This window comes from uncultured Ruminococcus sp. (assembly GCA_902785355.1).
Lineage (GTDB): Bacteria > Bacillota > Clostridia > Oscillospirales > Acutalibacteraceae > Ruminococcoides.
Map to the genome: position 1 here is coordinate 49,286 of CACZYF010000023.1, position 20,310 is coordinate 69,595.

Annotated in this window: 18 protein-coding genes; 16 read left to right on the forward strand and 2 right to left on the reverse strand. The window is 55.7% G+C overall.

Annotated features, from left to right (window positions below):
- Window positions 1-23: 23 nt before the first annotated feature.
- The 4 genes from R2I50_RS06705 (at window position 24) to R2I50_RS06720 (ending at window position 5,137) form a co-directional block, all read left to right on the forward strand.
- Window positions 24-1,283 (forward strand): BMP family ABC transporter substrate-binding protein, encoded by a 1,260-nt coding sequence (locus R2I50_RS06705; protein ID WP_316608387.1) that lies wholly within the window; start codon window positions 24-26, stop codon window positions 1,281-1,283.
- 178 nt (window positions 1,284-1,461) lie between these two features.
- Complete coding sequence (locus R2I50_RS06710; RefSeq protein ID WP_316608388.1) at window positions 1,462-3,015, forward strand: ABC transporter ATP-binding protein; 1,554 nt, start codon at window positions 1,462-1,464, stop codon at window positions 3,013-3,015.
- On the forward strand, window positions 3,012-4,133 hold the full coding sequence (locus R2I50_RS06715; protein WP_316608389.1) for an ABC transporter permease: 1,122 nt from the start codon (window positions 3,012-3,014) through the stop codon (window positions 4,131-4,133). The genes R2I50_RS06710 and R2I50_RS06715 overlap by 4 nt, the downstream gene beginning before the upstream one ends.
- Window positions 4,133-5,137, forward strand: coding sequence for an ABC transporter permease (locus R2I50_RS06720; protein ID WP_316608390.1), 1,005 nt, complete (start codon window positions 4,133-4,135; stop codon window positions 5,135-5,137). Before R2I50_RS06715 ends, R2I50_RS06720 begins: the two co-directional genes overlap by 1 nt.
- A 207-nt stretch (window positions 5,138-5,344) precedes the next feature.
- On the opposite strand, the gene R2I50_RS06725 is transcribed toward R2I50_RS06720, so the two are convergent.
- Entirely contained in the window at window positions 5,345-7,444 is a 2,100-nt protein-coding gene (locus tag R2I50_RS06725; RefSeq protein ID WP_316608391.1) for a glutamine synthetase III, read from the reverse strand.
- A 250-nt stretch (window positions 7,445-7,694) separates the two neighbouring features.
- On the opposite strand from R2I50_RS06725, the gene dapF reads away from it, so the two are divergent.
- The 10 genes from dapF (at window position 7,695) to R2I50_RS06775 (ending at window position 17,092) form a co-directional block, all read left to right on the forward strand.
- On the forward strand, window positions 7,695-8,546 hold the full coding sequence (gene dapF, locus R2I50_RS06730; protein WP_316608392.1) for a diaminopimelate epimerase: 852 nt from the start codon (window positions 7,695-7,697) through the stop codon (window positions 8,544-8,546).
- A gap of 151 nt (window positions 8,547-8,697) precedes the next feature.
- Window positions 8,698-10,272 carry an ATP phosphoribosyltransferase gene (hisG, locus tag R2I50_RS06735; protein WP_316608393.1) on the forward strand — a complete coding sequence of 525 codons (1,575 nt, stop codon included), beginning with the start codon at window positions 8,698-8,700 and terminating at the stop codon, window positions 10,270-10,272.
- Between the two features lie 173 nt (window positions 10,273-10,445).
- Window positions 10,446-11,726, forward strand: coding sequence for a histidinol dehydrogenase (hisD, locus tag R2I50_RS06740; RefSeq protein WP_316608394.1), 1,281 nt, complete (start codon window positions 10,446-10,448; stop codon window positions 11,724-11,726).
- A complete protein-coding gene (gene hisC / locus R2I50_RS06745) occupies window positions 11,723-12,787 on the forward strand; it encodes a histidinol-phosphate transaminase (protein ID WP_316608395.1) in 1,065 nt (354 codons plus the stop codon). The genes hisD and hisC overlap by 4 nt, the downstream gene beginning before the upstream one ends.
- Complete coding sequence (gene hisB / locus R2I50_RS06750) at window positions 12,784-13,371, forward strand: imidazoleglycerol-phosphate dehydratase HisB (RefSeq protein ID WP_316608396.1); 588 nt, start codon at window positions 12,784-12,786, stop codon at window positions 13,369-13,371. The genes hisC and hisB overlap by 4 nt, the downstream gene beginning before the upstream one ends.
- Window positions 13,371-13,976, forward strand: coding sequence for an imidazole glycerol phosphate synthase subunit HisH (gene hisH, locus R2I50_RS06755; RefSeq protein WP_316608397.1), 606 nt, complete (start codon window positions 13,371-13,373; stop codon window positions 13,974-13,976). Before hisB ends, hisH begins: the two co-directional genes overlap by 1 nt.
- 228 nt (window positions 13,977-14,204) lie before the next feature.
- Window positions 14,205-14,918 (forward strand): 1-(5-phosphoribosyl)-5-[(5-phosphoribosylamino)methylideneamino]imidazole-4-carboxamide isomerase, encoded by a 714-nt coding sequence (gene hisA, locus R2I50_RS06760; RefSeq protein WP_316608398.1) that lies wholly within the window; start codon window positions 14,205-14,207, stop codon window positions 14,916-14,918.
- On the forward strand, window positions 14,915-15,673 hold the full coding sequence (gene hisF / locus R2I50_RS06765) for an imidazole glycerol phosphate synthase subunit HisF (RefSeq protein WP_316608399.1): 759 nt from the start codon (window positions 14,915-14,917) through the stop codon (window positions 15,671-15,673). The genes hisA and hisF overlap by 4 nt, the downstream gene beginning before the upstream one ends.
- Before the next feature lie 20 nt (window positions 15,674-15,693).
- The gene (hisIE, locus tag R2I50_RS06770; protein ID WP_316608400.1) at window positions 15,694-16,350 is read left to right on the forward strand and encodes a bifunctional phosphoribosyl-AMP cyclohydrolase/phosphoribosyl-ATP diphosphatase HisIE; all 657 of its coding nucleotides are present in this window, start codon (window positions 15,694-15,696) and stop codon (window positions 16,348-16,350) included.
- Window positions 16,340-17,092, forward strand: coding sequence for a histidinol-phosphatase (locus R2I50_RS06775; RefSeq protein ID WP_316608401.1), 753 nt, complete (start codon window positions 16,340-16,342; stop codon window positions 17,090-17,092). Before hisIE ends, R2I50_RS06775 begins: the two co-directional genes overlap by 11 nt.
- Before the next feature lie 61 nt (window positions 17,093-17,153).
- Here the strand turns inward: R2I50_RS06775 and R2I50_RS06780 are convergent, their stop codons facing one another.
- The gene (locus R2I50_RS06780) at window positions 17,154-17,312 is read right to left on the reverse strand and encodes a toxin-antitoxin system protein (RefSeq protein ID WP_316608402.1); all 159 of its coding nucleotides are present in this window, start codon (window positions 17,310-17,312) and stop codon (window positions 17,154-17,156) included.
- A gap of 305 nt (window positions 17,313-17,617) precedes the next feature.
- Here R2I50_RS06780 and serC point away from each other — a divergent pair, with 305 nt between their 5' ends.
- Both serC and R2I50_RS06790 read left to right on the forward strand, forming a co-directional pair.
- Entirely contained in the window at window positions 17,618-18,703 is a 1,086-nt protein-coding gene (gene serC, locus R2I50_RS06785) for a 3-phosphoserine/phosphohydroxythreonine transaminase (protein WP_316608403.1), read from the forward strand.
- A gap of 180 nt (window positions 18,704-18,883) precedes the next feature.
- Complete coding sequence (locus R2I50_RS06790) at window positions 18,884-20,029, forward strand: 3-phosphoglycerate dehydrogenase family protein (RefSeq protein ID WP_316608404.1); 1,146 nt, start codon at window positions 18,884-18,886, stop codon at window positions 20,027-20,029.
- The last annotated feature ends 281 nt before the right edge of the window (window positions 20,030-20,310 follow it).

Genomic DNA, 20,310 nt, shown 5'->3' on the forward strand with positions numbered 1-20,310 from the left:
AGTTATAATAATTGGAGGAAAAAATGAGAAAGATTATTGCAATGCTTCTTGCTGTTCTGTTCGTTTGCGGCGCTCTCGCTGCTTGCGGCGGCAACAACAATGCCAACAACAACAGCAAGACTGACAACAAGGGCACCGCTGACACCGCTTCTACCGCTGATCAGAAGCCCGCTGCTACCGGTTTCAAGGCCGGCTTCATCTTCCTGCATGACGAGAACTCTACCTATGACCTCAACTTCATCAATGCTGCTAAGGCTGCTTGTGAGAACCTGGGCGTAGAGTGCATCATCAAGACCAACATCCCCGAGTCCAACGAGTGTAAGGAAGCCGCTCTGGATCTTGCCGATCAGGGCTGCGGCATGGTATTCGCCGATTCCTTCGGTCATGAGGACTTTATGATCGCTGCCGCTAAGGAGTGCCCGGACGTACAGTTCTGCCACGCTACCGGCACCAAGGCTCACACCGAGGGCCTCGATAACTTCCACAATGCTTTTGCTTCCATCTATGAGGGCCGTTACCTCGCCGGCGTTGCCGCGGGTCTGAAGCTCAACCAGATGATCGAAGAGGGCAAGATCACTGCCGAAGAGGCGAAGATCGGTTATGTAGGCGCTTACACCTATGCAGAGGTTAAGTCCGGCTACACCTCCTTCTTCCTCGGCGCTCGTTCCGTATGCCCCACCGCTACCATGGAAGTCCAGTTCACCGGCTCCTGGTATGACGAGACCCTGGAGAAGGAAGCTGCTACCACTCTGATCAACAACAAGTGCGTCCTGCTCTCTCAGCATGCCGACTCCATGGGCGCTCCGACCGCTTGTGAGAACGCGGGCGTTCCCGACGTTTCCTACAACGGTTCTACCGTAAGCTCCTGCCCCAACACCTTCATCATCTCTTCCAGAATCGACTGGACTCCCTACATGGAGCTCGCGATCAAGGCTGCGATGAACGGCGATAAGATCGACGCTGACTGGACCGGCACCCTGGCTACCAAGTCCGTCGCTCTGAGCGAGATCAACGATAAGGCTGCCGCTCCCGGTACCGCCGAGAAGATCGCTGAGGTCCAGAAGGGCCTTGAGGACGGCAGCATCCATGTATTCGATACCGCTACCTTCACCGTAAAGGGCGAGACTCTGACCTCTTACAAGGCAGACGTCGATACCGACGAGGCTTATACTCCCGACACCGAGGTAATCTCCGACGGTTACTTCCACGAGTCCGAGTTCCGTTCCGCTCCTTACTTTGATCTTGATATCGACGGTATCACCCTGCTGAACACCGCGTTCTAATCAGACTTATTTTAATCGGTAAAGGGAAGCCTTTTTCGGCTTCCCTTTACGTGGTTTATGAAAATAGTGGTTAGTGATCAACGGTCAGCGGTTTTAGAGCCGCATTGAGCCGGCTGACGTGAACGCTGATCACTGATCACTGTTTAACGGTTCACAAAAACAATGAGGGGGTAAAACATTGGATAAGCAAACACCTGCCGTAAGCCTGCGCCATATCACCAAGGCGTTCGGCAGCAAGGTCGTCGCCAACAAGGACGTTTCCATGGATATCATGCGCGGTGAGATCCTGGCGCTTCTCGGCGAGAACGGCTCCGGTAAGACGACCCTGATGAATATGCTCTCGGGCATCTACCGTCAGGATTCCGGCGTGATCTATGTCGACGGTAACGAGGTACACATCACCTCGCCGAAGGACGCCTTCGATCTGGGTATCGGCATGATCCATCAGCACTTCAAGCTGGTCGACGTCTTTACCGCGACCGAGAATGTTGCGTTGGGAATGGATAAAAAGACCACCGGCGGCGCTAAGGAGATCGCGAAGGCGATCGCCGATATCTGTGACAGATACGGCTTCGATATCGACCCGAAGCAGAAGGTCTATAACATGACCGTATCGCAGAAGCAGACGCTGGAGATCGTCAAGACCCTGTACCGCGGCGCGAATATCCTGATTTTGGACGAGCCTACCGCCGTACTGACCCCGCAGGAGACCGATAAGCTCTTTGCGGTACTGCGCAATATGAAGGCGGACGGCAAGTCGATCATCATCATCACCCATAAGCTCAACGAGGTGCTCGCGATCTCCGACCGCGTAGCGATCCTCAGAAAGGGCGAGTTTATCGGCGACGTCAAGACCTCTGAAGCGTCCGTCCAGTCGCTGACCGATATGATGGTCGGCGCGAAGGTCGAGCTCGATATCGAGCGTCCCCTGATCGAGGACAGACCCCTGCTCCTCTCCGTCAGCCACCTGACCTGTCTCGATAAATACGGCGTCAAGGCGCTGGACGACGTGAGCTTCGACGCTTACGGCGGCGAGATCCTCGGTATCGCGGGCATCTCCGGCTCCGGTCAGAAGCAGCTGCTCGAGGCGATCGCCGGTCTGCAGAAAGCGGAGGCGGGCTCTTCGATCACCTATAACGACATCGAGAAGGGCGAGACCGAGGAGCTGATCGGTAAATCCGTCAGCGAGATCAAGAAGATGGGCGTTGCGCTCTCCTTCGTCCCCGAGGATCGTCTGGGCATGGGTCTGGTCGGTACGATGGGTATGTCCGACAACATGATGCTCCGCTCCTATCAGAAGGGTAGTATCATCTTCACCGACCGAAAGACGCCCCGCGACCTCGCGACAAAGGTCAAGGAAGAGCTCGAGGTCGTCACCCCCAATATCAATACCCCTGTCCGCAAGCTCTCCGGCGGTAACGTCCAGAAGGTGCTGGTCGGCCGTGAGATCGCCTCCGATCCGAAGGTACTGATGGCGGCTTACGCCGTGCGCGGACTGGATATCAATACGTCCTACACGATCTATCGCCTCCTCAACGAGCAGAAGAAGAAGGGCTCCGCCGTTATCTATGTCGGCGAGGATCTGGATGTTCTGATCGCGCTGTGCGACCGTATCGCCGTTCTGTGCGGCGGTAAGCTCAACGGCATCGTGGACGGCAGAACCGTCACCAAGGAGGAAGTCGGTCTGCTGATGACCCATATCGACGACTCAAAGAAGGAGGATGAGGCATGATGGCAACCATAACCAAGAGCACCGGCAAGGAGCCGCTGTTCCATATCGTCAGGCGGACGGATATGCCCATATGGAAGTCGTGGCTGATCCGAATCCTCTCCGTACTCGCTTCGCTGATCGTCTGTGCGGTGATCATCGTCCTTGTAACGGGCGATAATCCGATCCAGATCTACGCGACCATGTTCAAGGGCTCGTTCGGCTCACCCCGCCGTTTCTGGGCGCTACTGCAGGGTATCGCGATGCTGCTGTGCGTATCGCTGGCGCTTACCCCGGCTTTTAAGATGCGCTTCTGGAACATCGGCGGTGAGGGTCAGGTGCTGATGGGAGGTCTGGGCGCTACCGCCTGCATGATCCTCTTCGGCAACAAGCTTCCCGCGCCCGTCGTACTGCTGCTGGTCATCGTCGTCAGCATTTTATGCGGCGCGATCTGGGGCTTGATCCCCGCGGTCTTCAAGGCGTTCTGGAACACCAACGAGACCCTCTTCACCCTGATGATGAACTATATCGCGATCCAGATCGTCAGCTACTTCACCTATATCTGGTCGTCCAACAAGGGCAACAACGTTATCAATACCATCAACAACGATACCCACGCGGGCTGGCTGGAGCTGCCCTCGTCGGTCGATAAATACGGCTATATGCTCAACGTGCTGATCGTCGCCGCCCTGACGATTATGATGTACTTCTACCTCAAGTACAGCAAGCAGGGCTACGAGATCTCCGTCGTCGGCGAAAGCGAGAATACCGCGAAGTACGCCGGCATCAACGTCAAGAAGGTCATCATCCGTACCATGATCATCTCCGGCGCGCTGTGCGGCGTAGCCGGTATGCTGCTGGTCTCCGGTACCGACCACACCATCAACCCCGATACCGCGGGCGGCAGAGGCTTCACCGCGATCATGGTATCGTGGCTCGCAAAGTTCAACCCGCTGTTCATGGTCGTCACGTCGCTCCTGATCGTCTTTATGCAGAAGGGCGCGATCGAGATCTCGACCCAGTTCGGCTTGAACTCCTCTTTCTCGGATATCATCACCGGCATCATCATCTTCTTCATCATCGGTTCCGAGTTCTTTATCAACTACAAGATCCAAAAACGCGCAAAGGAGGTTGAAGCATAATGGTCGCTGCATTTATCCACCGCGCTATCATGCAGGGTATCCCGCTACTCTTCGGCGCGACCGGTGAGATCGTCACCGAGAAAAGCGGAAACCTCAACCTCGGTATCCCCGGCGTTATGTATGTCGGCGGTATCTCCGGCGTTATCGGCGCGTTTTTGTATGAGAATTCTCTCGCGGACAAGAGCCAGGCGAACGGCTTTTTGGCGATCATGATCCCGATGCTGTGCTGTCTGCTCGGCTCGCTGATCATGGGTCTGATCTACTCCTTCCTGACGACGACCCTGCGTGCGAACCAGAACGTGACCGGTCTCGCCATCACTACCTTCGGCGTAGGTCTGGGCAACTTCTTCGGCGGCTCGCTGATCAAGATCGTCGGCGCCGACGTTCCGTCCATCACGCTGTCCGTCACCTCCAAGTTCTTCTCCGCGTCGCTTCCCTTCGCGTCAAATCTCGGCTGGTTCGGCGAGATCTTCCTGTCCTACGGCTTCCTCGCGTATTTAGCGATCATCATCGCGATCGTGACCTCGCTGTATCTGAAAAAGACCCGTTCCGGTCTGAACCTGCGCGCCGTCGGCGAGAACCCCGCGACTGCTGACGCGGCGGGCATCAACGTTACCCGCTATAAGTATGTTTCCACCTGCGTAGGCAGTATGATCGCCGGCCTGGGCGGATTGTACTACGTAATGGATTACGCCAACGGTATCTGGTCGAACAACGCCTTCGGCGACCGCGGATGGCTGGCGATCGCGCTGGTTATCTTCACCGTTTGGAAGCCGAACTTCGCGATCATCGGCTCAATAATCTTTGGCGGTCTGTATATCGTCCATAATTATCTGAATCAGTTCTTCCCCTTCATCCCCGTGGATATGAGTACTCAGGAGCTGATCAAGATGGCGCCTTACGTGATCACCGTTCTGGTGCTGATCGTCAACAGTATGCGCAGAAAGCGCGAGAGCCAGCCGCCCGAGGCGCTGGGTCTGTCGTATTTCCGCGAGGATCGCTAGGCTCGTTATAACAGAATCGTATATGAAATGAAAGAGGGAGGAGCGCGCTGCTCCTCCCTTTTGACGTAAAATACTAATCCTTAATAAAAACCTTTATCATCTATTGCGCTATATTTCGTATAGCTTTGTTGGGCTCCTTGACAGGCGCCAGCCTGTCTGCGTCTCCCCGGACAGGGGCTTCCCTGTCCGTTGTTTTATCTGATGACTTTACGATTGCACGCTGAACAGCAGCTCGCCGTAGCTCGGGTACGGCCAGTATTCGGCGGCGGTACACATCTCCATCTCGTCGCTGATCTCACGCAGGCGCTCCATAGTGCTGAGCACCTCGGTGGCGTTGTACTCCGCGTGGCGCTGGATGCTCTTGCGGTAGCCTGCCGCGCCGCCGACCTTGCTGTCGAGCTCGTCGATGGTATCGGAAAACCTGCTTAACAGATCGCTGAGCTTTTGCAGGAGCTTGATTTCACTGTCTACGCGGATATTCTCGCTGACGGCACGCTTGCGGGCAATCGTCTCGGCTAGCTCACCGGTGAACGCGGAAACGGCGGGGAAGATGTCCTTCTTCGCCATATCCAGCATGGTCAGCGCCTCGAGGTCGATGATCTTGATATAGTTTTCGAGCAGAATTTCCTGCCGCGCCTTGACTTCCTTCTCGGAGAAGATGTGGTTGCGGCGGAAGAGCTCGATGTTCTTCTTAGCGGTGTAGCGCTTGAGCGCGTCGGGGGTGGATTTCAGGTTCAGTAAACCGCGATTCTCCGCTTCGGCGACCCACTCGTCGGTGTAGCCGTCGCCGTTGAAGATGATACGGCGGTGCTTCTTGAGGTTCTTGCGGATCAGGCGGCGCACTGCGGCGTCAAAATCCGCCGCCTTCTCCAGCTCGTCGGAAAAGCTGCTGAGTACATCCGCGACCATGGTGTTGAGCATGATGTTGGGGCAGGAGATGTTCAGCGCCGAGCCTAAGGAACGGAACTCGAATTTGTTGCCCGTGAAGGCAAAGGGGGAAGTGCGGTTGCGGTCGGTGGTATCCTTGCGGATCTCGGGCAGCGCCTCTGCGCCGGTATTCAGCACGACCTTGCCCTGGCTCTCGTACTCTTCGCCGTTGATGATCGCTTCGACGATCGCTTCGAGGTCGTCGCCGAGGAACATCGAGATGATCGCGGGAGGCGCCTCATCGCCGCCTAAGCGGTGATCGTTGCCCGCCGTGGCGACGGACAGGCGCAGCAGATCCTGATAGTCGTCCACCGCCGTGATGACCGCGGTCAAAAACAGCAGGAACTGGGTGTTCTCCTCGGGCTTCTTACCGGGCTTCAAGAGATTCTCGCCGGTGTCGGTGGAGAGAGACCAGTTATTGTGTTTACCGGAGCCGTTGACGCCCTTGAAGGGCTTTTCGTGTAAAAGACAGACCATGCCGTGCTTGCGGGCGATGCGCTTCATCAGCTCCATCGTCAGCTGGTTGTGGTCGGCGGCGATATTCACGGTCGTGAAGATGGGCGCGAGCTCATGCTGGGCGGGCGCTACCTCGTTGTGCTCGGTCTTGCTGTAGATGCCGAGCTTCCACAGCTCCTCGTCGAGTTCCGCCATGAACGCCTTGACGCGCTGCTTGATCGCGCCGAAGTAGTGGTCGTCGAGCTGCTGACCCTTGGGCGGACGCGCACCGAAGAGGGTGCGTCCGGTGTAGCGGAGATCCTTACGGCAGTCGTAGACCTCCTTGTCGATGAGGAAGTATTCCTGCTCGGGACCGACGGTCGCGTCGACGCGGGTGATGTCGTCCCTGCCGAACAGGTGTAGGATGCGTACCGCCTCGTGATTGATCCGATCCATCGAACGCAGCAGAGGGGTTTTTTTATCCAGCACGTCGCCGGTATAGGACACGAAGGCGGTCGGGATGCACAGGGTATTATCCTTGACGAAGGCGGGGGAGGTGGGATCCCATGTGGTGTAGCCGCGCGCCTCAAAGGTGGCGCGGATACCGCCGGACGGGAAGGAGGAAGCGTCGGGCTCGCCCTTGATCAGCTCCTTGCCGGAGAACTCCATCATCACATGGCCGTCCTCCATCGGGGTCAGGAAGCTGTCGTGCTTCTCGGCGGTGATGCCGGTCATCGGCTGGAACCAGTGGGTGTAGTGGGTGCAGCCCTTCTCGATCGCCCAGTCCTTCATCGCGTCGGCAACGGCGTTGGCGACATGGATATCCAGTGGCTGGTCGGAGTCGATGCTCTCGCGGTAGCTGATATAGGTGTCGTGAGGCAGCCGCTCGCGCAGCTTCTCATCGTTGAATACATTTGAGGCAAAGATGCCCGGTACGTCGATCATAGGAACCTCCGATTCGTGTTCATTATGATAGTGTAATACATTCTAAAGTATAGCCATTTCACGTTTCAATGTCAATAAAAAACCATATCGTGCCGATTAGCTTTGTGAAACTCACACAGAAAGCGTATGCATTGTTGGGCTCGGTTTATGACTTGTTGACCCGTTAGAACCCTCGCGGAATTATTGACTTCACCCTTGAGAATGTGTATAATAAAACAGTATGTAATATTATGTAAAAAGAGGAATTATCATGGAACTGCGCTTTACCAAAATGCACGGCATATCAAACGACTATATCTATATCAGCACCTTCGATCAGCAGGTCGACGATCCCGAGGCGCTTTCGATCGCTCTGTCCGATCGCCGTACCGGTATCGGCGGCGACGGCGTGATCCTCGTCTGTCCCTCCGAGGTCGCGGACGCGAAGATGCGTATTTTCAACGCCGACGGAAGCGAGGGAAAGATGTGCGGCAATGGTATTCGCTGCGTAGGCAAGTTCGTGTATGATAAAGGGCTGGTTTCCGCCGATAAAACAACCATCACCATCGAGACCCTCAGCGGCGTCAAGACGCTGGAGCTTTCTGTAGAGGACGGTAAGGTCGTCAGCGTTCGCGTCGATATGGGCGCCGCGATCCTCAACCCGTCCGAGATTCCCGCGAACTTCCGCGGCAGTAAGGCGGTCAACAAGCCGCTGATCGTTGACGGCCGTGAGTGGTATGTCACCGCGGTTTCGATGGGCAATCCCCACTGCGTAACCTTCGTCAAGGACGTAGACGTCCTCGAACTCGAGAAGATCGGCCCCGGCTTTGAGAAGCATCCCGCCTTTCCCGACAGGGTGAACACCGAGTTCGTTCGTGTGATCGATAATCATACTTTGCAGATGCGCGTATGGGAGCGCGGCTCGGGCGAGACCTGGGCATGCGGTACCGGCGCCTGCGCGACCGTAGTCGCCGCGTGTCTGAACGGCTACTGCCGCAAAAATACCGACGTTACCGTGCGCCTGCGCGGCGGCGATCTCGTGATTCGTTATACCGACGATACCGTCGTCATGACAGGTCCTGCCGCAACGGTCTTTGAGGGCGTAGTAGAAGTGGATCAATAACCGTTATACGGGGCGGTTCGCTTGACTTTATCGTGATAAAGTGGTAAACTGCTGATAAGCGCTTCATAAAAAACAGAGAGCAGAGTATCTGCGTTCTGCCGGCGGGACGTTGAGGCGCCGTCCCCTACATTCGTGATAAAAGAGGTAAGATATGAACATAGATGATCGCGTACTGAGCTTTACCGAGCGGCTCACCTTCTCGCTGAGAAGTCTGTACAGCAGTCACGGCTACCGTAACTATCGGATGAGCAAGTTCGAGGATTACGACCTGTACAGCCGCAATAAGGACTTTCTGATCTCCGATCAGGTCATCACCTTCAACGATATCGGCGGTAAGCTCAAGGCGCTCAAGCCCGACGTTACCCTCAGCATCATCAAGAACCATAAGGACGGCGAGACCATCAAGCTGTATTATGATGAGAACGTCTACCGCGTGTCTAAAGACAGCGTCGGCTATAAGGAGCTAAAGCAAGCCGGTGTGGAGTGCATCGGCGAGGTGGACAGCCGCCTCGTGGGCGAGAGCCTGTATCTCGCTGCCGAAAGCCTGAGCCTGATCGGCGGCAGCTTCGTGCTGGATGTATCGAGCCTCGATATCCTCGACGCGGCGCTGATGCAGATCACCGACAGCCGATCCTTGCAGGATGAGCTCGTCAAGTGCGTCAGCGAGAAGAACGTCCACGGCATTCTCTCCCTGTGTGAGGAGAACGGACTCGACCCGATCTCTGCCGACCCGCTGATCGCGCTGATCGGTCTTTGCGGCGCTCCCGACAGGGTACTGCCGAAGCTGACCGACCTTTGTGAGCAGCTTCACTGTGAGGACGCGGCGACAGAGCTGAAGGAAGCGCTCTCCGTGATGCGGGACAGTGATTTCCTGAGTAAAATACAAATCGACTTCTCGGTCGTCAGCGACCGGAGTTACTATAACGGCGTGATCTTCAAGGGCTTTCTGAGCGGGGTTCCCGACAGCGTGCTGTCCGGCGGCCGCTACGACAAGCTGATGCGCCGTATGAAGAGAAGGAGCAAGGCGGTCGGCTTCGCGGTCTACCTCGATACGCTCGAGCGCGTCGATCTCCATGCCGACGAGATCCCGCAGGATCGTATGCTCAATGTCGCCCTGCCCAAGGGCAGGCTGGGCGAGAAGGTCTACGCGATGTTCGAGGCGGCGGGCTTTCCCTGTCCTTCGATCCGCGAGAACAACCGCAAGCTGATCTTTGAGAATCCCGACGCCGGCGTACGCTACTTCTGGGTCAAGCCCAGCGACGTCGCGATCTATGTCGAGCGCGGCGCTGCCGATATCGGCGTAGCGGGCAAGGATATTCTGCTCGAATATCAGCCCGATGTGTATGAGCTGCTCGATCTGGGCTTCGGCAAGTGCCGCATGGCGGTCGCCGCTCCCAAGGGCTTCGAGGATGATACCCGCCGTACCCTGCGTGTGGCGACGAAGTTCAGCCATATCGCCGCGGAGCATTACGCCTCCAAGGGCAGGGATATCGACATCGTCCACCTGAACGGTTCGATTGAGATTGCGCCGATCTTAGGATTGACCGACGTGATCGTCGATATCGTCGAGACCGGCACCACCCTCAGGGAGAACAACCTCGAGGTGGTCGAGAGCATCGTCCCGATCTCGGCGCGCCTGATCGCGAACAAGAGCAGTTACCAGTTCAAGGGCGACAGCATCATGAAGTTGAGCCGGGAGCTGAAGGAACAGACGGAAGTTAATTAGGAATGAGGATAGTTAGGAGTTAGGAATTAGGAATTAGGAATGAATGGCGGGCGCTGCCCGCACCCCGTTTATATGATAACAGGAAAGGTTCATATTGTTTCGTTATCAGGAATCCAAAACGCAAAGTATTTCCCATCATTCCTCATTTCTCATTTTCAAGTTGGAGGGTTACTATGATCAAAATACTGAATTACAACGAGCTGTCCTACGATGAGATCTTCGCTCGCTTTGAGCCGACCTCGTCGGTCGAGGGCATCGTTACCGATATTATCAAGACCGTCAGAGAGCAGGGCGACAAGGCGCTCTTTGACTATACCGCCCGCTTCGACAAGGCGCAGCTTGATTCTCTCCTTGTGACCAAGGAGGAGATCGCGGAAGCCCGATCGCTGGTCGAGCCGCGCTTCATCGACATCCTGGAGCGTGCGGCGAAAAACATTCGCAGGTTCCATGAGGCGCAGGTGCGCCGCAGCTTCATCATCAATGATGAGGACGGTATCGTCATCGGACAGAAGGTTATCCCCGTCGATCGCGCGGGTCTGTATGTGCCCGGCGGTACGGCGGCTTATCCCAGCACCGTGCTGATGGACGCGATCCCCGCCAAGATCGCCGGTGTGCGCGAGGTGGTCATGGTGACCCCTCCCTCCGCTGACGGTAAGGTGAATCCCGCGATCCTCGCGGCGGCGTCCGTCGCGGGCGTAGACAAGATCTTCAAGGTCGGCGGCGCTCAGGCGATCGCCGCGCTCGCCTACGGTACAGAATCCGTGCCGAAGGTGGATAAGATCGTCGGCCCCGGCAACGCCTTCGTCGCCGAGGCAAAGAAGCAGGTGTTCGGCGTGGTTTCCATCGACATGATCGCGGGCCCCTCCGAGATCCTGGTCGTTGCGGACGGCAAGAGCAATCCGCGCTATGTCGCCGCCGATCTGCTCAGCCAGGCGGAGCATGATAAGCTCGCCTCCGCGGTACTGGTCACCGATTCTATGGAACTCGCCGAGGCGGTATCTGCTGAGCTCGAGCGCCAGATCCCGCTGCTCGACCGCGCCGAGATCGCGCGCGCTTCCATCGACAATAACGGCAAGATCATCGTCGCCGATAACCTGAACGTCGTCATCGATATCGCCAACGAGATCGCTCCCGAGCACCTTGAGCTGTGCGTGGACAATCCCTTTGACTGGCTCGATAAGATCCGTCACGCGGGTTCGATCTTCATGGGTCGGAGCTGTCCCGAGGCGCTGGGCGACTACTTCGCGGGTCCGAACCACACCCTGCCGACCTCCGGCACGGCGAAGTTTTCGAGCCCCCTGTCTGTGGATGATTTCGTTAAAAAGACCCAGTACACCTATTACACCGCCGACGCGCTGAAGAAGGTCGCCGAGGACGTGGCGTATTTCGCACGTCAGGAGGGCTTGACCGGTCACGCGAAGTCTGCGGTCATCCGTCTGGAGGATGAGGCATGAGCCGCTTTTTCAGTCAGAAATACAGTAACTTAGAGGCGTACACCCCCGGCGAGCAGCCGAAGGACATGCAGTACGTCAAGCTCAATACCAACGAGAGCCCCTTCCCGCCGTCCGAAAAGGCGATGGCGTATGCCGCACAAGCGGCAGAAAGGCTGCAGCTCTACTGTGACCCCGAGTGTACGAAGCTCGTCGGAGAATTCAGCAAGCTCTACGGCATCGGTACCGATCAGGTGATCTTCACCAACGGCTCGGACGATGTGCTGAACTTCTGCTTCATGGCGTTCTGTGATGAACAGCATCCCGCCGCCTTCCCCGACATCACCTACGGCTTCTATCCCGTATTCGCGGAGCTGAATCACATCCCGTATTCCGAAATTCCTCTGAGAGAGGATTTTACCATTAATACCGCCGATTACTGCGGCATCGGAAGAACGATCTTCATCGCGAATCCGAACGCGCCGACCGGTATCGCGCTGACGCTCGATGAGATCGAGCGGATCCTACGGTCGAATCCCGATAACGTCGTCGTCATCGACGAGGCGTATGTCGATTTCGGCGCACAGAGCGCGGTCGGTCTGATCGAAAAGTATGAGAATCTGATCGTGACCCAGACCTTCTCGAAGTCGCGCTCGCTGGCGGGCGGACGACTCGGTATGGCGATCGGCAATTCTTCGCTGATCCGTGATCTGAACACCATCAAGTATTCCACGAATCCCTATAATATCAACAGCATGACCCAGGCGGCGGGCATCGGCACCCTGCTCGATGACGCTTACTGCCGCCGCAACTGTGAAACAATCGCCGAAAACCGCGCTTATCTGACCGACCGGCTCGAAAAGCTCGGCTTTGTCCACACCCCCTCGGTTAGCAATTTCGTTTTCGCAAAGCATACGGATTTAGACGGCGAGAAGCTCTATCTGGAACTGAAAAAACGCGGCGTGCTGATCCGCCACTTTACCAAAGCGCGCATACGCGACTACAACCGCATCACCGTAGGCACGCGCGAGCAGCTCGATATCCTGCTCGATAAGATCAAGAAAATAATGGAGGAGAACGCATGAGAACCGCCGAGATCATCAGAACAACCAAAGAGACCGATATTCGCCTGAGCCTGAACCTCGACGGCACCGGCAAGAGCGAGATCAAAAGCGGCGTAGGCTTCCTCGACCACATGCTGACCCTGTTCGCTAAGCACGGTCGGTTCGATCTGACCCTGACCTGTAACGGCGACACCTACGTCGACGACCACCACAGCGTGGAGGATATCGGTATCGCGCTGGGTCAGGCGTTCGAGCAGGCGCTTTCTGACAAGCGCGGCATCATCCGCTACGGCAGCTTCATCCTCCCGATGGATGAGACGCTGATCCTCGCCGCTGTCGATATCTCCGGCAGAGCCTATCTGAACTATGACCTGCATATCCCGACCGAGAAGGTCGGCACCTTTGACACCGAGCTTACGGAGGAATTCTTCCTCGGCTTCACCCGCAACGCAAACCTGACCCTGCACCTAAAGCAGCTCGAGGGCAGGAACAGCCATCATATCATCGAAGGCACCTTCAAGTGTGTCGCCCGCGCGATGAAGCAGGCGGTCGCGATCGACGAAGCTTTCAAGGACGAGATCCCCTCTACCAAGGGGGTGCTGTGATGATCGCCATTATCGACTACGGCGTCGGCAATCTCTTCTCGCTGCAGAGCTCCTTCGGAGCGATCGGAGAAGAGGCTGTTGTAACGGCTGATGAAAAGGTGATCTCAGCCGCTGACCGACTGATCCTGCCGGGCGTAGGCGCCTTTGAGGACGCGGCGACTAAGCTGCGTGACACCGGAATGGCGGACGTCGTGAAGCGTGAAGCCGCTTCGGGCAAGCCGATCATGGGTATTTGTCTGGGTATGCAGCTGCTGCTAGACAAGAGCTTCGAGTACGGCGAGCATGAGGGACTCGGGTTGATCAGGGGCAACGTCCGTCCGATCGCCGACGTGATCGACAGCGGGCTGAAGATCCCGCACATCGGCTGGAACCGCCTGATCGTGAAGAAGCCGAGCCCGCTCTTCAAGTATCTGAAGGACGGCGACTGCGTGTACTTCGTCCACTCCTACTATGCCGCCGACTGCGATGACGCGACGTCCGTCGCGGAGTACAGCGCCGAGCTGACCGCCTCGATCGAGCGCGGCAACGTCTACGGCTGCCAGTTCCACCCCGAAAAGAGCGGCGACGTAGGCCTGAAGATACTCAAGGCGTTCTGTGAGATCTGAAATATAATGAGGAATGAGGAATTAGGAGTTAGGAGTTTTGGGAAAGCCTGACGGCTTTTTGAGATAGAAATGTCTTTGGCTCTTTATAAAGGACTACAGGCGGTGTATATTTATCAAATGTATTACAAATCGGGTGCGGGCAGCGCCCGCCATTCATTCCTAATTCCTAACTCCTAACTTCTAACGACTCCTAACTATTTTGTTTCCCTCTGAGGAGGTATATGATTTATGATTCTTTTTCCTGCTATTGACATCGTGGGAGGTAAGGCGGTTCGCCTGTACAAGGGCGACTATAACCAAATGACCGTCTACAGCGATAACCCCGCCGAGATTGCGCTGGACTTCAAGGCGTGCGGCGCACAGCACATCCATATCGTAGACCTTGAGGGTGCCCGCGACGGCGGTACACCTAATTTAGATACTGTATTGGAAATAAAAAAACAAGCGGGCTTGTTCTGTGAGATCGGCGGCGGCATCCGCAGTATGGAGGTCGTCGACCGCTATCTGTCCGCGGGTATCGATCGCGTGATCCTCGGTACTGCCGCGATCAAGGATGAGGCGTTCCTCAAAAAGGCTGTCGAGAAGTACGGCGAGCGCATCGCCGTAGGCGCCGATATCCGCGACGGCTTCATCGCCGTGAAGGGCTGGCTGGAGCGCAGTGAGGTCACTGCCGACGAGTTCTTTGAGAAAATGCAGAATCTCGGCGTCAAGACCATAATTTGTACCGATATCAGCAAGGACGGCGCGATGCAGGGTACGAACCTGCACCTTTACCGCACCTTATCCCGCCGTTATGACGTGGATATCACCGCGTCGGGCGGCGTGAGCTCGATGGACGACATCAAAGCGCTCGCCGAGATGGATATGTACGCCGCGATCATCGGCAAGGCGTACTATACCGGCGCGATCGACCTGAGAGAGGCGGTGAAGGCGGTACAATGATCACGAAGCGTATCATCCCCTGCCTCGACGTCAAGAACGGCAGGGTCGTCAAGGGCGTGAACTTCGAGGGTCTCAGCGACGTCGCTTCTCCCGTAGAGCTCGCGCAGTACTACAGCTCCTGCGGCGCGGACGAGCTGGTTTTCTATGATATCACCGCTTCTGCTGAGGGCAGAGCGTTGTTCACCGATATTCTGACCGAGACGGCGAAGAAGGTGTTCATCCCTCTTACCGTCGGCGGAGGCATCAACACCCTCGATGACTTCGATCGTGTGCTGAAATGCGGCGCGGACAAGGTCAGCGTGAACAGCGGCGCGATCCGCAACCCCGATCTGATCTATGAGGCGGCGAAGCGCTACGGCGACCAGTGCGTGGTCATCTCCGCCGACGTAAAGCGTCAGGACGGCATGTTTCGCGTTTACGCAAAGGGCGGACGTGAGGACACCGGCATGGAGGCGATCGGCTGGATCAGGCGCTGCGTCGATAACGGTGCGGGCGAGGTCGTGCTCAACTCCATCGATACCGACGGCGTGAAGGGCGGCTTCGACCTCGAGATGCTCGAGGCGGTCAGCAACGCCGTGAGCGTGCCTGTGATCGCGTCGGGCGGCGCAGGTAAGATCGAGGATTTTATCACGTTATTCAAGACCCTGCCGAAGGTCGACGCGGGTCTCGCCGCTTCGATCTTCCACTTCGGTGAAGTGAAGATCGCTGACCTGAAAGCCGCGATGGCTGAGGCGGGTATCCCCACGAGGGTGTAATATAGGATGGAGGAACAACGATGATCGATATAAACGAACTGAAATTTGATGAAAAAGGTCTGATCCCCGCTGTCGTGGTCGACAGTATCACGAAGCAGGTACTGACCGTTGCGTATATGAACCGCGAGAGCCTCGCGATCTCGATGGAGAAGGGACTGACCTGCTTCTGGAGCCGTTCCCGTCAGGAGCTCTGGCTCAAGGGCGAGACCTCCGGCAACTACCAGCACATCGTCAGCATCACTGCCGACTGCGACAAGGACGCGCTGGTCGTGATGGTCGAGCCCGACGGTCCCGCATGTCATCTCGGTACCACCTCGTGCTTTACGAATCCCGTCTGGGAAAGCGACGAGCTTAAGGAATTCTCCTACGAGGGGCTGATCGAGCTGATCAAGGGTCGTAAGACCGACCCGCAGGAGGGCTCTTACACGACCTATCTCTTCGACAAGGGTCTGGATAAGATCCTCAAGAAGGTTGGCGAGGAGTGTACCGAGGTCATCATCGCCGCCAAGGCGGAGGATAAGAAGGAGACGATCTATGAGATCGCCGATCTCGCGTATCATGTCATGGTGCTGATGATCGAGCAGGGCATCTCTCTCGAGGATATCCACCGTGAGCTCGCTTCCCGCCACGTGATTGACAAGAAGGTCAAGCAGGAGAAGATGACAGGTGACAACTAAAGATTTGCATATGCACACCTGCTACTGCGACGGCAAGAACACGCCCGAGGAAATGGTGCAGAGTGCCATCAAAAAGGGGCTTTCTACCGTCGGTATCAGCGGTCACAGCTATACCTTCTTTGATGAAAGCTACTGCATGCAGCGTGAGGATATTCCGCGCTATCTTGCCGAGTGCCGCTATCTGCGCGCAAAGTACTTCGATCAGATCCATGTCCTGTGCGGCGTGGAGCAGGATTACTACAGCGATTATCCGACCGATGACTTCGACTATGTGATCGGTTCGGTGCATTACGTGAAGGCGGGGGAGGAGTATATCCCCGTTGACGAAAGTATCGCGATACTTTATTCTGCGGCAGATAAACACTTCAACAAAGATATTTATGCGCTCTGTGAGGCATATTATAAAACCGTTTCTGACGTCGTGAACAAGACTTTCTGCGATATCATCGGGCATTTTGACCTGATCTCGAAGTTCATCGAACGTGAACCGCTCTTTGATACGAACCATCCGCGTTATGTTGCGGCGTGGCAGAGGGCTGCCGATGAACTGCTGAAAACCGGCGTTCCCTTTGAGATCAACACCGGCGCTATCTCGCGCGGCTACCGCTCCGAGCCCTATCCGAGCGGGGCGATGATCGACTATATCAGAGAGCACGGCGGGAGATTTGTCCTGTCCTCCGACGCCCACAGCGCCGAGAATATCGGATTTCGTTTTGAAGAATACGAAGAGTTTTCCCTTTGAGGGGAAGGCTGAAAATACCCGAAAAACTAACCCGGCAGGTTGTTCTGCCGGGTCGTTTTATTTATTCAGCGTCTTTTTTGTCGGTGTTTTTTAGATATTGTTTTAGAACCATATTGATATACTGTGAAAAAGAACGATCGTCCTCTTCGCTGAGTTCTTTGATTCTGTTGATAATATCATTGTCGAGAGTGATACTTACCTTGCTTTTTAAGGGCTTCATACTTTATCCTCCGATTTTTAAGTATATTATACGAAAATATCTATAACTTCTTATTTCTTAGTTCTTAGTTCTTAGTTCAGCTCAAAAAACTGTCATATCTCATTACAAATTGTTTGATTTTGTCTGATTTTTTGCAAAATGTCCAAAAATAGAGACGATTCGTTGTAAAAATTCCAAACCCGATTTCTCGGTTGTTATTGAATTAACAGCCCGTTTGTCATATAATTGTAACTGGTATTATTAGTTTGTAATTGGTAACGACTCCGTTATCCGCTAATACTTATCAAATTTAGGAGGTATATATTATGGCAAGAGTTTACAATTTTTCGGCAGGTCCTTCGATGCTGCCCGAAAGCGTACTGAAGACCGCAGCAGCCGAGATGCTCGACTACAAGGGCACCGGCGAGTCTGTCATGGAGATGTCCCACCGTTCCAAGGAGTACGGCGCGATCATCACCGAGGCTGAGTCTCTCTTACGCGAAATTATGAACATCCCCGATAACTACAAGGTCCTGTTCCTGCAGGGCGGCGCTTCCACCCAGTTCGCCGCGATCCCGCTCAACTTCATGAACGGCTCCGGCAAGGCTGACTATGTCATCACCGGCCAGTGGGCGAAGAAGGCGGCTCAGGAGGCTTCCCGTTACGGCGAGGTCAATATCGTCGCTTCCTCCGCTGACAAGACCTTCTCTTATATTCCGAAGCTCGACAAGAGCACCTTTACCCCCGACGCGGATTACTTCTATATCTGCATGAACAACACCATCTACGGTACCGTTTATCACGAGCTGCCCGAGACCGGTGATGTTCCGCTGATCGCCGATATCTCTTCCTGCTTCCTGTCCGAGCCCCTCGACGTCACCAAGTTCGGTATGCTCTACGGCGGCGCTCAGAAGAACGTGGCTCCCGCAGGCGTGACCATCTGCATCATCCGCGAGGATCTGCTCGGCAAGGCGCGCGATATCTGCCCGACCATGCTCAACTACCAGATCCATGCCGATAACGGTTCTATGTACAATACGCCTCCCTGCTACACCATCTACATCATGAAGCTCGTCCTCGAGTGGATCAAGAACGAGGTAGGCGGTCTGGAGAAGATGAAGGAGCTCAACGAGCGTAAGGCAAAGATCCTGTATGACTTCCTCGATTCCTCCGGGCTGTTCAAGGGTACCGTTGTCCCTGAGGACCGTTCTCTGATGAACGTCCCCTTCGTTACCGGTGACGCCGACCTCGACGCGAAGTTCGTCAAGGAGGCTACCGCGGCCGGCTTCATCAACATCAAGGGTCACCGTACCGTCGGCGGTATGCGCGCTTCTATCTACAACGCGATGCCGATCGAGGGTGTTGAGAAGCTCGTCGCCTTCATGAAGAAGTTCGAAGAAGAGAATAAATAATCAACCGAATTGTAGGGCGGGGGCTTGCTCCCGCCGCTTACATTTCCTCTTTTTGCTCGTTTATCATACAGCAGACCGGTAACCTCTGCTGTGTTATTAAGTATCAATAAGGCAGAAGCGCTTCGGCGGGAGCAAGCCCCCGCCCTACGGAAGACGCTGCTGTGAAAGGGAGATTTCCAAATGTATAATATCTTAAAGCTCAACAAGATCGCCGCGATCGGTACCGACCGTCTGGGCGAGAATTACAACTGTGTTGACGAGTGCGCCGCTCCCGATGGTATCCTCGTCCGCTCCGCTTCCATGCATGACATGGAGCTGCCCGAGAGCCTGCTGGCGATCGCCCGTGCAGGCGCCGGCGTCAACAACATCCCGCTCGACAAGTGCGCCGAGAAGGGTATCTGCGTATTCAACACCCCCGGCGCGAACGCGAACGCCGTTATGGAGCTGGTCGTTGCCGGTATGCTGCTGGCTTCCCGCAAGATCGCTCAGGGTATCGCGTGGAACAAGACCCTCGCGGACGATGAGAACTGCCTCAAAACCGTAGAGAAAGGCAAGAGCCAGTTCGTCGGTCCCGAGATCAAGGGCAAGACCCTCGGCGTTGTCGGTCTGGGCGCGATCGGCGTTCTGGTCGCGAACGCAGCGCGTGCGCTGCACATGCGCGTCGTCGGTTACGATCCTTATCTGAGCGTAGACGCGGCGCTCCATCTGAGCCGTCATGTCACCATCGTCAAGAATATCGACGAGATGTACGCACAGGCTGACTACATCACCTATCATCTGCCGCTCAACGACGGCACCCGCGGTATGATCAACGCCGAAACCATCGGTAAGATGAAGGACGGCGTCCGTATCCTGAACTTCTCGCGTGACGGTCTGGTCAAGTCCGCCGACATCATCGCGGCTCTCGAGAGCGGTAAGATGGCGGCTTATGTCACCGACTTCGCGACTCAGGATCTGCTGACCGTTGACGGCGTTGTTGCGATCCCGCATCTGGGCGCTTCCACTCCCGAGAGCGAGGACAACTGTGCTGTGATGGCTGCCGATGAGATCAAGGATTACCTCGAGCTCGGCAACATCAAGAACTCCGTCAACTTCCCGAATGTTTCCATGCCCAGAAGCGGCGAGACCCGCTTCTGTGTTTTCCATCAGAACACCCCGAAGATCATCTCGCAGCTGCTTGATATCATCGGCGGTAACGTAGAGAACATGGAGAACAAGAGCCGCGGCGACTATGCGTACACCATCATCGACGTCACCGGCGCAAACAAGGGCTGTGATGACGCCCTCAAGGCTATAGACGGCGTGATCCGTGTCAGAGAGCTGTGATTGTCAGTTCAAAGCTCAATCTTATTATCAACAAAAAATACACCGGAGTTGCCTTCGCGGCGGCTCCGGTGTTTTGCGTTTGCGGCGTTTCTGTCTCGGCTTGATACGACGGCTTTTCGGGGATAATTACACGACTTTGCTACTTGTCAAGCGGCGGTGATGTTGGTATAATGGGGAAGAATCATACTAATCCTTAATAAAAACCTTTATCATCTATTGCGCTATATTTCGTATAGCTTTGTTGGGCTCCTTGACAGGCGCCAGCCTGTCTGCGTCTCCCG